13 protein-coding genes and 3 pseudogenes are annotated in these 15,255 nt (G+C 69.9%); 13 read left to right on the forward strand and 3 right to left on the reverse strand.

Annotated features, from left to right (window positions below; genetic code table 11):
* The first annotated feature begins 46 nt into the window (after positions 1 to 46).
* The 9 genes from AC07DC_RS37775 (at position 47) to AC07DC_RS37815 (ending at position 8,077) form a co-directional block, all read left to right on the forward strand.
* Positions 47 to 487 carry a cupin domain-containing protein gene (locus AC07DC_RS37775; RefSeq protein WP_478919251.1) on the forward strand — a complete coding sequence of 147 codons (441 nt, stop codon included), beginning with the start codon at positions 47 to 49 and terminating at the stop codon, positions 485 to 487.
* Positions 484 to 1,752, forward strand: coding sequence for a beta-ketoacyl-[acyl-carrier-protein] synthase family protein (locus AC07DC_RS37780; protein WP_478919252.1), 1,269 nt, complete (start codon positions 484 to 486; stop codon positions 1,750 to 1,752). Before AC07DC_RS37775 ends, AC07DC_RS37780 begins: the two co-directional genes overlap by 4 nt.
* On the forward strand, positions 1,749 to 3,011 hold the full coding sequence (locus tag AC07DC_RS37785) for a beta-ketoacyl synthase N-terminal-like domain-containing protein (protein ID WP_478919254.1): 1,263 nt from the start codon (positions 1,749 to 1,751) through the stop codon (positions 3,009 to 3,011). Before AC07DC_RS37780 ends, AC07DC_RS37785 begins: the two co-directional genes overlap by 4 nt.
* A gap of 87 nt (positions 3,012 to 3,098) precedes the next feature.
* Positions 3,099 to 3,356: a phosphopantetheine-binding protein gene (locus AC07DC_RS37790; protein WP_478919255.1), complete on the forward strand. Its 258-nt coding sequence runs from the start codon at positions 3,099 to 3,101 to the stop codon at positions 3,354 to 3,356.
* Between the two features lies 1 nt (position 3,357).
* A complete protein-coding gene (locus tag AC07DC_RS37795; protein ID WP_478919257.1) occupies positions 3,358 to 3,816 on the forward strand; it encodes an SRPBCC family protein in 459 nt (152 codons plus the stop codon).
* A 27-nt stretch (positions 3,817 to 3,843) separates the two neighbouring features.
* Positions 3,844 to 4,176 (forward strand): TcmI family type II polyketide cyclase, encoded by a 333-nt coding sequence (locus tag AC07DC_RS37800; RefSeq protein ID WP_478919259.1) that lies wholly within the window; start codon positions 3,844 to 3,846, stop codon positions 4,174 to 4,176.
* Positions 4,177 to 4,266: 90 nt separating this feature from the next.
* Positions 4,267 to 6,009, forward strand: a complete 1,743-nt coding sequence (gene accD, locus AC07DC_RS37805; protein ID WP_478919260.1) for an acetyl-CoA carboxylase, carboxyltransferase subunit beta — start codon at positions 4,267 to 4,269, stop codon at positions 6,007 to 6,009.
* Positions 6,006 to 6,674, forward strand: coding sequence for an acetyl-CoA carboxylase biotin carboxyl carrier protein (locus AC07DC_RS37810; protein ID WP_478919261.1), 669 nt, complete (start codon positions 6,006 to 6,008; stop codon positions 6,672 to 6,674). Before accD ends, AC07DC_RS37810 begins: the two co-directional genes overlap by 4 nt.
* Positions 6,675 to 6,679: 5 nt before the next feature.
* Positions 6,680 to 8,077: an acetyl-CoA carboxylase biotin carboxylase subunit gene (locus tag AC07DC_RS37815; protein ID WP_478919262.1), complete on the forward strand. Its 1,398-nt coding sequence runs from the start codon at positions 6,680 to 6,682 to the stop codon at positions 8,075 to 8,077.
* Between the two features lie 80 nt (positions 8,078 to 8,157).
* Here the strand turns inward: AC07DC_RS37815 and AC07DC_RS37820 are convergent, their stop codons facing one another.
* The 3 genes and pseudogenes from AC07DC_RS37820 to AC07DC_RS37830 all read right to left on the reverse strand — a co-directional run.
* Entirely contained in the window at positions 8,158 to 9,207 is a 1,050-nt protein-coding gene (locus AC07DC_RS37820) for a methyltransferase (protein ID WP_478919263.1), read from the reverse strand.
* Positions 9,208 to 9,265: 58 nt separating this feature from the next.
* Positions 9,266 to 10,300, reverse strand: a complete 1,035-nt coding sequence (locus AC07DC_RS37825) for a right-handed parallel beta-helix repeat-containing protein (RefSeq protein WP_478919264.1) — start codon at positions 10,298 to 10,300, stop codon at positions 9,266 to 9,268.
* A 244-nt stretch (positions 10,301 to 10,544) separates the two neighbouring features.
* Positions 10,545 to 10,700, reverse strand: a pseudogene (locus AC07DC_RS37830) (enoyl-CoA hydratase/isomerase family protein); the annotation flags it as partial.
* A 387-nt stretch (positions 10,701 to 11,087) separates the two neighbouring features.
* On the opposite strand from AC07DC_RS37830, the pseudogene AC07DC_RS37835 reads away from it, so the two are divergent.
* From AC07DC_RS37835 to AC07DC_RS37850, 4 genes and pseudogenes are all read left to right on the forward strand, one after another.
* Positions 11,088 to 11,456 (forward strand): annotated as a pseudogene (locus tag AC07DC_RS37835) (hypothetical protein); the annotation flags it as partial.
* Between the two features lie 96 nt (positions 11,457 to 11,552).
* Positions 11,553 to 12,650, forward strand: a pseudogene (locus AC07DC_RS37840) (glycoside hydrolase family 64 protein); the annotation flags it as partial.
* Positions 12,651 to 12,759: 109 nt separating this feature from the next.
* On the forward strand, positions 12,760 to 14,118 hold the full coding sequence (locus AC07DC_RS37845; RefSeq protein ID WP_478919265.1) for a glycoside hydrolase family 16 protein: 1,359 nt from the start codon (positions 12,760 to 12,762) through the stop codon (positions 14,116 to 14,118).
* 433 nt (positions 14,119 to 14,551) lie between these two features.
* Entirely contained in the window at positions 14,552 to 15,193 is a 642-nt protein-coding gene (locus AC07DC_RS37850) for a DUF4142 domain-containing protein (protein WP_478919267.1), read from the forward strand.
* Positions 15,194 to 15,255 lie beyond the last annotated feature (62 nt).

A 15,255-nucleotide genomic window follows, 5' to 3' on the forward strand; every position in this document is an offset into this window, starting at 1 on the left:
AGCACGTCCGGCTCCGAATCCGGGCGGCACCGACCAAGGAGCGGCCATGACACCGCAGCAGGCACGCATCGTGCACCTCGACGAAACAAGCCCCAACACCCGGCGCGGCGGAGATCTGCGCGCCGTTCTCACCCCGACGTCCGTGGGCGCCACGAGCGGCTTCATGGGGCTGGCGATCATCCAGCCCGGTGAGCAGATCGCGGAGCACTACCACCCGTACTCCGAGGAGTTCGTCTACGTCGTCAGCGGATCGCTCGAAGTGGACCTGGACGGCGTCAGCCACCCGCTGCGACCCGACCAGGGGCTGCTGATCCCCATCGACGTCCGGCACCGCTTCCGCAACGTGGGCAGCGCGGAGGCGCGGATGGTCTTCCACCTGGGGCCGCTCGCGCCCCGACCGGAAATGGGCCATGTCGACACCGAAGAGTCCCAGCACGTCCAAGCCGGAACGATGGCGCCCCCCGACCCCGCGGGGGCGAGGACGTGACCCGGCGGGTGGCGGTCACCGGACTGGGCGTGGTCGCCCCCGGCGGCGTGGGGGTGCCCGCTTTCTGGGACCTGCTCACCGCCGGGCGTACCGCGACCCGGGGCATCACGCTGTTCGACCCCGAGGGCTTCCGCTCCAGGATCGCCGCGGAGGTCGACTTCGATGCCGCTGCCTGCGGTCTCGACCGGGACCGTGTGCGGCGGGCCGACCGGTACGTCCAGTTCGCGCTGGTCGCCGCCCGCGAAGCGGTCCGGGACTCGGGACTCGACATGAACACCCAGGACCCGTGGCGGGTCGGTGCCTCCCTCGGATCAGCCGTGGGCGGCACCACCCGGCTCGAACACGACTACGTGTCGGTCAGCGACTCGGGCGGCCGCTGGGACGTCCGGCCCGAGGGTGCCGGACCGCACCTGCACCGGGCGTTCTCGCCCAGCGCGCTGGCGTCCGAAGTGGCCGAGGACCTCGGTGCGCAGGGGCCCGTCCAGACGGTCTCGACGGGCTGCACGTCAGGGTTGGACGCGGTGGGCCACGCCTTCCACGCCATCCAGGACGGCAAGGCCGACGTGATCGTCGCCGGGGCCGCGGACTCGCCGATCTCCCCGATCACGGTGGCCTGCTTCGACGCCATCAAGGCGACCTCGACGCGCAACGACGACCCCGCCCACGCCTCGCGTCCCTTCGACGCCGAGCGTGACGGATTCGTGCTGGGCGAGGGCGCCGCCGTACTGCTCCTGGAGGAGTGGGAGCACGCGAAGAGCCGCGGCGCCCGGATCTACTGCGAGCTGCGCGGCTTCGCCACCTTCGGCAACGCGTACCACATGACCGGTCTCACCACCGAGGGCCTGGAGATGTCCCACGCCATCGACCAGGCGCTGGACCAGGCCCGTGTCGACCGGACCGAGATCGACTACGTCAACGCGCACGGCTCGGGCACCCTGCAGAACGACCGGCACGAGACCGCGGCCGTGAAGCGGTCCCTGGGCGAGCACGCGCACAAGGTACCGATGAGCTCGATCAAGTCCATGGTCGGACATTCGCTCGGCGCCATCGGGGCGATCGAACTCGCCGCCTGCGCCCTGGCACTGACCCATGGGGTGGTCCCGCCGACCGCGAACTACGACACCCCCGACCCCGACTGCGATCTCGACTACGTGCCGAGGACCGCGCGCACCGCCCCGCTGCGGTCCGTGCTGTCGGTCGGCAGCGGCTTCGGCGGCTTCCAGTCCGCCGTGGTGCTCGGGCACGCCGAGAGGAGCCCGTCATGAAGCGAACGTCACCGGATCGGGGCACCACCGGTCGGCAGACCGTGGTGACCGGCCTCGGCGTCATCGCGCCGAACGGCGTCGGGACCGACGCCTTCTGGAAGGCCGTCCAGCAGGGGCTGTCCGTGCTCGGCCCGGTCACCCGCGACGGCTGCACCGAACTGCCCCTGCGGGTCGCCGGCGAGGTCACCGGATTCGATCCGGGCCTCCTGGTGGAGGGCCGCTATCTGGTCCAGACCGACCGCTTCACGCACTTCGCGATGGCCGCGGCCGATCTGGCCCTGGGCGACGCCCAGCTGGCGTCCGATCCGCAGTCGCCCTTCGCCATAGGCGTGGTCACCGCGGCCGGCTCCGGCGGCGGCGAGTTCGGCCAGGGAGAACTGCAGCAACTGTGGGGCCAGGGCCCCCACTTCGTCGGGCCGTACCAGTCCATCGCCTGGTTCTACGCCGCGAGCACCGGCCAGATCTCCATCCGGGGCGGCTTCCAGGGCCCGTGCGGAGTGCTCGCCAACGACGAGGCCGGCGGCCTCGACGCGCTCGGGCTCGCCTGCCGCACCATCAGGCGGGGAACCGACGCGGTGGTCGTCGGCGCCACCGAGGCGCCGCTGGCCCCCTACTCGGTCGTCTGCCAGCTCGGGTACCCCGAGCTCAGCCTCGCCAAGGACCCGCACCGGGCCTATCTGCCCTTCACCGACGAAGCGTGCGGGTTCTCGCCCGCAGAAGGCGGCGCGATGTTCGTGGTGGAGGAGGAGTCCGCCGCGCGCCGCCGCGGCGTCCCGATCCGGGCCGTGGTCGCGGGACACGCCGCGACGTTCACCGGCACCGCGGGCTGGGACCACTCCCGGCCGGGCCTGGCACGGGCCATCCAGGGCGCCCTGGACGAGGCGGGTTGCTCCGCCGAGGAGATCGACGTGGTCTTCGCCGACGCCCTCGGCGTGCACGCGGCCGACCAGGCCGAGGCACTGGCGATCGCCGACGCCCTCGGCCCGCACGCCGCGAACGTCCCCGTCACCGCCCCCAAGACCGGCTTCGGCCGGGCCTACTCCGCGGCTTCGGCACTCGACGTCGCCACCGCGGTACTCGCCCTGGAGCACGGCGTGGTGCCCCCCACTCCCAACATCACGGAGGTCCGCCACGACCTCGACCTCGTCACCGGCGAGGCCCGCGCCGCCGAACTGCGCACGGCTCTCGTCCTGAGCCGCGGACTGATGGGCTGCAACTCGGCCCTGGTGCTGCGCCGCGTCCCCGACGACCGGCGCTGACGTGAACGGCGCGCACCGGCCGCCGTTCCGCCGTCCCACGACCGCTGTTCCCTGGAGCTGTTCCCCCGAGCGAAGGAGAAACCAGTGATGAACGGACCTGTCACGTTCGATGAACTCGCCTCCCTGATGAAGGGTCGCGCCGGCCTGTCCGTCGACCCGGGCGAGATGGAGAAGCGGCCCGAGGCGACCTTCGAGGAGTTCAACCTCGACTCCCTCGGCCTGCTCGGCATCGTCTCCGAGCTGGAGAACCGCTACGGCCGGCAGATCGGCGACGAAGCGGACTCGTGCAAAACCCCGCACACCTTCCTGCAGAACGTCAACGCCCAACTCACCCTCGGAGCCTGACATGACCGGACACACCGACAACCAGATCGTGATCGCCGCGCCCCTGGACCTCACCTGGGACCTCACCAACGACCTCGAACGCTGGCCGCAGCTGTTCAGCGAGTACGCGTCCGTGGACGTCCTCGAGCGGCAGGGCGACACCGTCACCTTCCGGCTGACGATGCACCCCGACGAGAACGGCACGGTCTGGAGCTGGGTCTCGGAGCGGGAGGCCGACCGGAAGGCGCTCACCGTGCGGGCCCGCCGGGTGGAGACCGGTCCCTTCGAGCACATGAACATCCGCTGGGAGTACCGGGAGGTGCCGGACGGCACCTCCATGCGCTGGCTCCAGGACTTCGCGATGAAGCCCACCGCGCCGGTCGACGACGCGGGCATGACCGACCACATCAACCGCAACTCGGTGATCCAGATGGAACGCATCCGCGAGCAGGTCGAGCAGCATCACGCCCGGGTCTCCTGACCGCTCCGACCCGAAGGGACGACCCCGATGCACCGCACTCTCATCGTCGCCCGTATGAGGCCCGACGCCGCCCCCGACATCGCCGAGACCTTCGCGGCCTCCGACCGCGGGGAACTGCCGCGCCTCATCGGTGTGACCGGGCGCAGCCTGTTCCAGTTCGGCGACCTCTACCTGCACCTGATCGAGGCGGACCGGCCACCGGGCCCCGAAGTGGCCCGGTTCAAGGGCCATCCGGAGTTCCGGGACGTCAGCGACCGGCTCGCCGCGCACGTCCAGGCGTACGACCCGGCGACCTGGCGCGAGCCGAAGGACGCGATGGCCCGCGAGTTCTACCGCTGGGAGCGCAGCGACGCCGGTTAGGGCGGACCAGCCCCGGGGCCGGCCCCGGCCCCAGGCACGCCGCCCGGACGTTCGAGCCCTGCACGGCAGGCTGGAAGGACACCATCTCCCATGGTCGAGGTCGAGATTCCCCGAAACGCCGAGTCCCCGGCGTGGGTGCGGTGCGACAGCTGCGTCACGCTGATCTATGCCAAACGCTTCAGCCGGGCGCTCAAGGTGTGCCCCGACTGCGGTTCCCACACCCGGCTCACCGCGCGGCAACGGCTGGAGCACCTGCTCGACGCCGGAACGGCGGTGCCGCTGGACCCGGTCGAGTGCGTCCGCGACCCGCTGGGCTTCTCCGACACCCGCCCGTACGTCGACCGGTTGGTGGACGCGCGGGCGGCGACCGGACTGCGGACGGCGGTGCTCAGCGCCCGCGGCACCATCGAAGGCCGGCCGGTGGTGGTCGCCGCGATGGACTTCGGTTTCCTCGGCGGCAGCCTCGGCTGCGGGGAGGGGGCGCTGATCACGGCGGCGGCGCAGACCAGTCTGCGGTTGCGCATCCCCCTGCTCCTCGTCACCGCTTCTGGCGGCGCGCGGATGCAGGAGGGCGTGCTGTCGCTGATGCAGATGGCGAAGACCACCAACGCCCTGGCCGAGTTGGACGAGGCCGGGATCCTGGTGATCTCGCTCATCACCGACCCGACCTACGGCGGGGTGGCCGCCTCTTTCGCGACCCTCGCGGACGTGATCATCGCCGAGCCCGGTGCGCGCCTGGGCTTCGCCGGGCCGCGGGTGATCGAACACACCACCGGCGAGCGGCTCCCGGAGGGCTTCCAGACCGCGGAGTTCCTGCTGAGCCACGGGCTGGTCGACGATGTCGTGCCGCGGGCCGCACTGCGGGCGACACTCGGCCAGCTCCTCGCGCTGCAGCCCTCCGCGATCCCGGACCCGGAGGCGGATTCCGCGGCGGACCCGGCTGAGTCGGTGCCCGCCGCCACAGCCGGCGACAGCGGAGCCATCCTGCGCCGGCCGGAGGAGCTGGCCGGCGCCGGCTCCTGGGCGACGGTGCAACTCGCCCGCCACCCCGACCGCCCCACGACGCTGGACTACGCCGCCCACCTGCTGGACGGCTTCCACGAGTTGCACGGCGACCGCATCGCGGAGGACTGCGCGGCGGTCGTCGGCGGTCCCGGGAGGCTGAACGGCCGCTCCGTCATGCTGATCGGCCATCAAAAGGGCGGCACCGGACTGGTGGAGCGCAAGCGCCGCAAGTTCGGAATGCCGAACCCCGGCGGATACCGCAAGGCGGCCCGGCTGATGCGGATGGCCGCGAAGCTCGGCCTGCCCGTCGTCACGCTGATCGACACCCCCGGCGCCAACCCGGGCCCCGACGCGGAACGGACCGGCCAGGCCGGCGCCATCGCGGCCAACCTGCGGCTGATGGCCCGGCTGCCGGTGCCGATCGTGGCGGTCGTCACCGGTGAGGGCGGCAGCGGCGGCGCGCTGGCACTGGCCGTCGCCGACCGGGTGCTCATCAGCGCCAACGGCATCTACTCGGTGATCAGCCCGGAGGGATGCGCGGCCATCCTGTGGAAGGACGCCGCGGCGGCGCCGACCGCCGCCGAGGCCCTGCGCGTCGACGCCCGGCAGCTGCTCCAACTCGGCATCGTCGACGGTGTCGTGCCGGAACCGCCCGGCGGCGCCCACACCGACCATCCGCAGTCCGCCGCCCTGCTGGGCGCCGCCCTGAACGCGGCCCTGAACGAACTCGAACCCTGGGAGCCGGAGCGGCTGCTGCGCGAACGCAGCAGCCGATTCCACCGCTTCGGTATCGCGCACGACCTGAGCGCGGAAAGAGGTGTGCTGTGAAGCCGGACCACGAGCAGCAGAACCACAACGGGAACGCCCCGGCGAAGGACCGACTGTCGGGCGCATCGCCGCTGCAGCACGCCGAGGTGCCGCGCGCCGAGGTGCCGTACTCCGCGATGCCGGCCGGCGCGGTGCTCGACGCCGTGTGCCGCAGCGTCGTGCAGCTGAGCGGGACCACCGCCCATCCGCCGTCCCGGATCCGGATGCAGGACGGCCAGATCACCGTCGAGGTCGAGTGGCCGGAACCGGCCTCCCTGAGCAGTCCCGCGCCGGTCGCCGGCGTCCTGGCCGCCCCGGAACCCGACGCCGCACCCGACGGGGACAGCGAGACGCTGGACTACGTACGGGCGCCCATGGTCGGCACGTTCTACCACGCGAGTTCGCCGGACGCGCCGCCGTACGTGTGCGTCGGTGACGTGGTCAGACCGGGTCAGCCGGTCGGCGTCCTGGAGGCCATGAAGCTGATGAGCACCATCACCGCGGAAGTGGGGGGCCGGGTGACCGAGGTGCTCACACCGAACGGGCAACCGGTCGAGTTCGACCAGCAGCTGATCGCGCTGGAACCGGTCGGCGCCGACCCGGGTCCTGACACGCCCGACCCGGCTTCAGGCGCGGACGTGGGCGCGGGCCGCGCGCCGGCGGTCGTCTCCGGGTCGTCGAGGTGACTCCCGTGTTCTCCACCGTCCTGATCGCCAACCGCGGGGAGATCGCCCTGCGGGTGGCGCGCACCTGCCGCGAGATGGGCATCCGTACGGTCGCGGTGTACTCCACCGCGGACCGCGACTCCGCGGTCGTCCGGTTCGCCGACGAGGCGGTGCACATCGGCGCGCCGCCCGCCAAGGGCAGCTATCTCAGCGTTCCCGCCGTCATCGAGGCGGCGCTGCAGACCGGCGCGCAGGCCATCCACCCCGGATACGGCTTCCTCTCGGAGGACCCCGACTTCGCGGAGATCTGCGAAGCGCACGACATCGTCTTCATCGGGCCGCCCCCGCACGTCATGCAGCAGCTCGGCGACAAGGCGGCGGCCCGCACCCTGATGGCGCAGGCCGGGCTGCCGGTGCTGCCCGGCAGTACCGGGGCGCTGACCTCGCCCGCCGAGGCCAAGGAGCTCGCTCGGCAGGTCGGCTACCCGGTGATCCTCAAGGCCGTCGCGGGCGGTGGCGGCCGCGGTATGGCCGTGGTCCGCTCCGCCGACGACCTCCGCCTCGCCTACAACGAGACACGCGCCCACGCCCGGGCGGTGTTCGGCGACGACCGGCTCTATCTCGAACGGTTCGTCGACGACGCCCGCCACATCGAGGTCCAGGTGCTGTGCGACCGGCACGGCAACGCCGTCCACCTGGGCGAGCGCGACTGCTCGGTGCAGCGCCGGCACCAGAAGCTCATCGAGGAGGCGCCGGCCACCGGGCTGCCGCGGGAGCTGCGCGAGGCGATGCTGGCGGCCGCGGTCCAGGGGGCCACGGCCGTGGGGTTCGTCGGGGCGGGCACGTTCGAGTTCGTCGTGACACCGGACGACCGGTTCTACCTGATGGAGATCAACTGTCGTCTCCAGGTGGAGCACCCGGTCACCGAACTGGTCACCGGGATCGACATCGTCCGCGAACAGATCGCGGTGGCAGCCGGGCTGCCGCTGCCGTTCCGGCAGAGCGACATCACGCTGCGCGGTGTGGCCGTCGAGTGCCGCGTCAACGCCGAGAACCCCGACAACGAGTTCTCGCCCACGCCGGGTCTGCTCTCCGAGTTCGTGCCGCCCGGCGGCCCGTTCGTACGGGTCGACACGCACGCCTACCCGGGCTGGCTGGTCGGACCGGACTACGACTCCCTGCTGGCGAAGGCAGCCGTATGGGCTCCGGACCGGGAGCAGGCGCTGGCCAGGATGGACCGCGCGCTCAGCGAGTTCCGGGTGAGCGGGCACGGCGTGCACACCACGCTCGGCTTCCTGCGCAGGACGCTGGCGCACCCGCTGTTCCAGACGGCGCTGCACACCACCGGGCTCGTCGGCACGATGTGCGCCGAGCAGTCCGACCAGGACGGCGACGCGAGCAGGGAACCCGCGTCGGTCGGCTGACCGGACCGCACCGCGACCGTACAACGCACCGCGCGCCACGCTCCTTCGGGAGAGTGGCGCGCGGTGTGTTGTGACCGGCTCTAGCCGGGGACGACGGCCTCGAAGGCGTGCAGGTAGGGGTTGACCGGGCGGATCTCGCCGACCGTGAGCCCGGCCTCCTCCATCAGGGCGACCATGCTCACCTTGGAGTGCTTCGCGCCCCCGACGTTCAGGAGCAGCAGCAGGTCCATGGCGGTGGTGAACCGCATCGACGGGCTGTCGTCGACCAGGTTCTCGACGACGATCACCCGGGCACCGGGGCGCGCGGCTTTGACGATGTTGCCCAGGGTGGCGCGGGTGCTGTCGTCGTCCCACTCCAGGATGTTCTTGATGATGTACAGGTCCGCCTGGACGGGGATGTCCTTGCGGCAGTCGCCCGGGATGAGCCGGACCCGCCCGGCCAGCGGCCCGCCGTCCCGCAGGCGCGGATCCGCGTTCGCGATCACCTTGGGGAGGTCGAGCAGCGTCCCGCTGAGCTTCGGGTGCTTCTCCAGCAGGCAGGCGAGCGCCAGCCCCTGGCCGCCGCCGATGTCCGCGACGCTCGACACCCCGGAGAGGTCGACGTACTCGGCGAGGTCCTCGGCGGACTGCCTGCTGGACGACGTCATCGCCCGGTCGAACACGACGGCCGACTCGCCCGCGTCGTCGTGCAGGTACTCGAAGAAGCCCTTGCCGTACAGCTCGGGGAAGACGTCCTTGCCGGACCGGACCGCGTCGTCGAGCAGCGGCCACGCGTCCCAGGTCCACGGCTCCGTGCACCACAGCGAGATGTACCGGAGGCTGTTGGGGGAGTCCTCGCGCAGCAGCCGTGACATCTCGGTGTGCGTGAAGCGGCCGTCCTCCGTCTCGGCGAAGAGTCCGTAGCACGACAGCGCGCGCAGCAGCCGGCGCAGCGGCTTGGCCTCGGCGTTGACCTCCTGGGCCAGTTCCTCGACCGTCGTCGGGGTGTCGCCCAGCGCGTCCGCGATCCTCAGCCGCGCCGCGGCGCGTACGGCCGCGGCGCAGGCGGCGCCGAACACGAGTTCGCGCAGGCGCATGCCGGCGTGCGGGGTGATGCCGGGTGGGGATGCGGTGGAAGATGTGGTCGTCATGTGGCTGCCTCTCCTGGGGCTCGGAAGGGTGTCGGACGCCGCGCGGTGGACCGCCCGTTCAGCAGCGGCCCGTCGGCGCCGAGACCTTGCAGTGGTTGCGCTCGAACGTGTTGCCGAGCCCGGTGTCGCGGTCGGACAGGTCGGCCGGACCGTTGCGGAGCGCCGTGTTGTCCCGGATGGTGTTGCCGGAGTTGGGCCCGCCCGTGAAGCTCGGGAACAGCACGACGCCACCGGACAGCGGCGAGGTACCGACGTTGTCGGTGATCTTGTTCAGCTCCACGGTCGTGTTCTCCACGCCGGTCAGGACGATTCCGGAGCCCTGGATGACCGGCAGCCGGCTGTTCGCCGGGCAGAACTTGTTGTTCGCCACCACCTTGTTGCGGCGGATGGTCAGCGCTCCGGCCCTCGGCGTTCCCTCGTCGCCCACGGCGAACACGCCGCCGCAGTTCCCGGTCATCGTGTTGTTCACGACCGTCACATTGCGGACGCGTCGTGCCACGACACCGACCCGGTTCCCGGAGAGGTAGTTGCCACCGATCTCGGCACCCTTGGTGTCGAGGGCGCCGCCCTCGCCACTGGTCAGGTTCGCGATGAAGATGCCGGCCTGCCCGTTGTCCCGCGCCCGGTTTCCGGACAGCCGGGACCTGGTGGACTTCTCCACGCTGATCCCGTACTGGCCGTTGTCCTTGACGAGTACGAACTGGACCCTCAGCCGGTCGGTGTCGGACGCGTTGATCGCGTGCTTCTTGAACCCGGAGACGGCGAGCGACTCGATGGTCACACCGGTGACCGGGTGGCCCGCCGTTCCGGTGACGCAGATCCCGAAACCGCCCGTGGCGCAGGCATTGCCGCCGGGTACGGCCGAAGGGGTGATCACCGTCCGGTCGCCGGAGCCGAGGATCGTGAGATTCGAGACCGTGACCTGAACGCTCTCCTTGTAGGTGCCCGGCAGGACGAGGACCGTGTCCCCGGGCTTCGCCCGGTTGACCGCCGCTTGGATCGACTGCCCCTTGCTGACCAGCAGCACGCTCTCCGCCTGCACGGGCGGCGCCGCCGCCAGTGCTACGGCGGCGACGCCGATCGTCGTTCCCACCAGTTGATACAACCGTCGCGCAACCATGACGCCAACCCGCTCTCCAGGATGGTCCACCCGTAACAGCGCCGGTCTCGGCGATGGATCCGAGGGACGTTCGACAGCGGTCCCGCATCCTTCGCCCGTACAAGGGCGTGCGCCCGCCGGTTCGAAGCTATGGGTGATCATCAACTCCCGCCACTCATAGTCGACCGACCGAGCACGTCGAGTGAGCGCCATCAAGTAATAACAAGCCCTGTGGATTGCCGGTCGCGGCGGTCACCAGGGCGCGCGGGCCCTCTGCCGCCTCCACTTCGTCCAGCAGCTCGTTGACCGCGGCGATCCAGTCCGGGTGGAAGCGGTTCTCGGTGTCCCCGAGATCGAGGACGAAGACATCGTCGAGGCGTTCGAGGGTGGGCATGGCTGCTCCTTCGGCAAGGGGTTGAGAGGTGGCTGCCGTGTCCGTGCCCGGGTGCGCCGTGCGCCGTGCGCCACCGACACGTGAACCTACTGGTCGGTAACCAGACTGCTTCGCATCGTACATGGAACCTTCGGCGATCAATCGCGCCCGGACAAATGTCGGGTGTATGTCCCGGCCGTTAAGTAGATCTTGTTCAACTTCTTGACGCGAACACGTCGTGCGCCAAGAATCCAACACGATCCTGTTGGTTGAGAGCGCTCTCACGTCGTTGGTTCGAAGGCCTCCCGAGGGATGACGACCTGCCATCGACTGTGAGATGTAGGCGCGACCTGCCCGGACCAGTACTTCCCTTTCGCTTCGTGAACAGAAGAAGGGATACGAGTTTCGATGCGCAGAACCCCACTTCCGCGCCTTGCCCGGCCCCGAAAGCCCTGGAGCCGCAGCGTCACGGCGTTCCTGTCCGCCGTTGTCCTGGTACTCGCCGGCCTGTTCGGTCTCACCTCCATCGCGGGGACCGCGGTGGCCGGCCCGTCCGACTACACCCAGAGCGTCACCGCGACCAGCGCCAGTCAGGCGCGGATCACCTTCACCCCGACGACGCCCGCGCTGTACGTGGATGTGCACTACCTGGTCAACGGCGCGGGCCAGCAGAACTTCCGGGTGGCGAACGCCGGGGGCAGTTGGACCCGCACCGTCGACCAGCTCTCCACGGGCTCGGTCATCACCTACTGGTTCACCTATGAGAAGAGCGGGCCGCAGTACGACACCCCCCAGTTCACGTACACCCAGGGCAGCGGTACGACCGGTGGCGGCACCGGTGGGACGACCGGCGGAGGCGGCGGTGGGCAGCCGGTGCCCGGGACCATCCCGCTGAGGGTCACCAACAACTCCGGCCGTGGTGGCAGCGTCTACCTCTACGACCTGGGCACCGAGCTGTCGAGCGGCCGGCAGGGCTGGGCGGACGCCAACGGCGGGTTCCACGCCTGGCCGGCGGGCGGCAATCCGCCGACCCCCGCCCCCGACGCGTCGATCCCCGGTCCTGCCGCGGGGCAGTCGGTGACGATCCAGATTCCGAAGTTCTCCGGCCGTGTCTACTTCTCCTACGGCCAGAAACTGGTGTTCAAGCTGACCACCGGCGGGCTGGTGCAGCCCGCGGTGCAGAATCCGAGCGATCCGAACCGCAACATCCTGTTCAACTGGTCGGAGTACACCCTCAACGACAGCGGGCTGTGGATCAACAGCACGCAGGTGGACATGTTCTCCGCGCCGTACGCGGTCGCGGTGCAGTCCACCACGGGAGCCGGCCAGACCACCGGGCATCTGAAGTCCGGCGGATACAACGGAGTCCTCAACGCGCTGCGGGGCCGGCCCGGCGGCTGGGGCGGTCTGATCCAGACGGCTCCGGACGGTTCGGTCCTGCGGGCGCTGGCGCCGGGGCACGGCATCGAGTCCGGTGCGCTGTCCAACGGCATCCTCGACGACTACGTCAACCGGGTGTGGCAGAAGTACTCCACATCGACGCTGACGGTGACGCCGTTCGCGGACCAGCCGAACACGAAGTACTTCGGCCGTGTCTCGGGGAACGTCATGAACTTCACCAACACGTCGGGGGCGGTCGTCACCAGCTTCCAGAAGCCCGACGCCGACAGCATCTTCGGCTGCTACAAGCTCCTGGACGCACCCAACGACCTGGTGCGCGGGCCGATCTCCCGCACCCTGTGCGCGGGCTTCAACCGTTCGACGCTGCTGGTCAACGCCAACCAGCCGGACACGAGCTCCGCGAACTTCTACCACGACGCGGTGACCAACCACTACGCGCGCTTCATCCATGCGCAGATGGCGGACGGGAACGCGTACGCATTCGCCTTCGACGACGTCGGGCACCACGAGTCGCTGGTCCACGACGGCAGTCCGCAGCAGGCATCACTCCTGCTCGACCCCTTCAGCTGACGGGGCGCCGGGGGGGCGGCCCCGTCCGTTCGGTGCGGTGTCGCCTCTCGGCAACCGGTCCGTACTTCCCCGTAGTGCTCGTAGATCTGTAGAAAGGTCAGGACCGTCCATGAGGAAGAACGTCCCGCCCGAAGCCGCGTCGCGCAGAGCGCGCCGCATCCGGCGTGTTCCGCTCACGGTCTTCAGTGCTCTGCTCCTGCTGGTTTCCGGTGCGCTGGGCCTGTCTCTCACCGGCGGTTCGGCGGCTGCGGCGCCCGCGCCTCCGGCCGGCTGGACCACGGTGTTCAGCGACGATTTCAGCGGCGCGTCGGGCAGCGGTCTCAACAGGGCCAACTGGCTGTACGACATCGGTACCAACTACAACTATCCGGGGGCGGCGCCGAACTGGGGGACCGGTGAGCTGGAGACGGCGACCGATTCGACGGCCAATGTCTACCAGGACGGTGCGGGGCATCTGGTCATCAAGCCGATCAAGGACGCCGGCGGGCACTGGACGTCCGGGCGCATCGAGACCCAGCGCACCGATTTCGCTGCCCCGCCCGGCGGCCGGCTGCAGATCAGTGCGTCCATCCAGCAGCCCAACCCGCAGCACGGTCTGGGGTATTGGCCGGCGTTCTGGGCGATGGGTGCCGCTGCCCGTCCGGTGGGTGCGACCAACTGGCCGAACATCGGCGAGTTGGACATCATGGAGGATGTCAATGCGCTGAGTCAGCACTCGACCACGTTCCACTGCGGTGTCTGGGCCGGCGAGTGCCATGACCCGGACGGCATCAGCAGTGGTCTGCAGGCGTGCGGGGGCTGTCAGACGGGGTTCCACACGTACTCGGTGATCATTGACCGTACCAATACCGCGGCCGAGCAGTTGAGGTTCTATCTCGACGGCGGTCTGACATACCAGGTCAATCAGAACCAGGTGTCCACCGGTACGTGGCAGGCCGCTGTCGACCACGGGTTCTTCGCCATATTCGATGTGGCGATCGGTGGTTCGTACCCCAACAAGGTCTGTGGTTGCACCTCGCCTTCGGCCGACATCAGCTCGGGCGCCGGGATGAGCATCGACTGGTTCGGTGTCTACCAGACCAGCGGCACCACCACGAGCGGTGGGACGACGACCGGTGGTACCACCACGGGTGGAACGACGACGGGGGGCACCACCACCGGTGGGAGCACGACCGGGGGCACCACGGGCGGTGGTACGTCCTCGCCCGACTACTCGGCGAGTGCGACCCGGATCAGTGCCACTCAGGCGCGGATCTCCTTCACTCCCACCACGGCCGCGCAGTACGTGGATGTGCACTATCTGGTCAACGGGGCAGGTCAGCAGAACTTCCGGATGGCCAACAGCGGAGGTACCTGGACCCAGACCATCAGTCAGCTGTCCGCGGGCACGGTCATCACCTACTGGTTCACCTACGAGAAGAACGGTCCCCAGTACGACACTCCGCACTTCACCTACACGCAGAGTTAGCCGAGCACCAGAACTCAGGACCGCACGGCCCCGGCCGGTGGAGGCGACGATCGCTGCGATCGCTGTTCCCACCGGTCGGGGCCGTTGTGTTCCGTGCCGGGGGGACAGCGCTGTCCGCGGGCTCGGCGGCGTCCGACGCGCGGGACCGGTCACACGCGGGTACGGAACGGTACCAGGGATTCCGGGTAGTGATCTGATGTTTATCCGATGGTGATGATCCCTCAACAGCAGTGCCACAAACGGCACTAGCGTCCGGTGGCACCCGGGAAGGCGGTGCCCGCCGCATGTCGGTGCGGGACCTTCCGCGTTGGCGCCCCACCCGGCAAGCGGCAAAGGAGGCACTGTGCGGACATTGGTCCGGCGATCCGCCCTCAGCGCGTCCGTCGGTTTCCGGTACACGACAGGAACCGTTCTCGTCATCGGCGCCCTCGCGGTGACGCTCGTGGCGTTGCTGATCCCCATGCAGAAGTTCGGCGGCCAGAGCGCCCCGGTGGCTGCCGGCGTCACGGACGACGGCGGCGGAACCGTGAACACGCAGTACGGACCGTTGACCCCACTCGACCGGGATTTCATCCGGAAGGTCCGGCTCGCCGGACTGTGGGAGGGCCCCGCGGGGCACCAGGCGCAGCAGCGCGGTACGCAGGAATCGGTCAGGACCGCGGGTCGGCACCTCATCGACGGACATGCCGAGTTGGATGCGCGGGTCCTGCAGGTGGGTCAGGCGCTCCATGTCGACCTGCCCAACCAGCCCAACTCGGACCAGCAGGGCTGGCTCTCGCAGATGAACGCCGCCCAAGGGGCCGACTACGACCAGGTGTTCGTCAATCTTCTGCGTCGGGCGCACGGGAAGGTTTTCGCGCTCGTGGCGCAGGTGCGGGGGCAGACCCGCAATTCCATGGTCCGTTCCCTTGCCACACGGGCCAACACCGTGGTCCTCGACCACATCTCGGTTCTCGAGGAGACCGGGCTCGTCGATTTCGGCGCGCTCGCCGACGGGGCCTCGCCCTCCGGGAAGCCAGCGGTCACCGTCACGGCTTCCGCTTCGACTCCGCTACAACGAAGTGAAGTGAAGTGATCTCATGAGTCAGAAAGACCATAAACGTTCCCGCGTGCCGAACAAGGCCGTCGTGGTGGTTA

Source organism: Streptomyces sp. NPDC045021, from assembly GCF_056432645.1.

Coding starts and splice junctions, on each gene's coding strand:
- AC07DC_RS37775 (WP_478919251.1), top strand. CDS start 47: ATGACACCGCAGCAGGCACGCATCGTGCACCTCGACGAAACAAGCCCC.
- AC07DC_RS37785 (WP_478919254.1), top strand. CDS start 1,749: ATGAAGCGAACGTCACCGGATCGGGGCACCACCGGTCGGCAGACCGTG.
- AC07DC_RS37790 (WP_478919255.1), top strand. CDS start 3,099: ATGAACGGACCTGTCACGTTCGATGAACTCGCCTCCCTGATGAAGGGT.
- AC07DC_RS37795 (WP_478919257.1), top strand. CDS start 3,358: ATGACCGGACACACCGACAACCAGATCGTGATCGCCGCGCCCCTGGAC.
- AC07DC_RS37800 (WP_478919259.1), top strand. CDS start 3,844: ATGCACCGCACTCTCATCGTCGCCCGTATGAGGCCCGACGCCGCCCCC.
- accD (WP_478919260.1), top strand. CDS start 4,267: ATGGTCGAGGTCGAGATTCCCCGAAACGCCGAGTCCCCGGCGTGGGTG.
- AC07DC_RS37820 (WP_478919263.1), bottom strand. CDS start 9,207: ATGACGACCACATCTTCCACCGCATCCCCACCCGGCATCACCCCGCAC.
- AC07DC_RS37845 (WP_478919265.1), top strand. CDS start 12,760: ATGAGGAAGAACGTCCCGCCCGAAGCCGCGTCGCGCAGAGCGCGCCGC.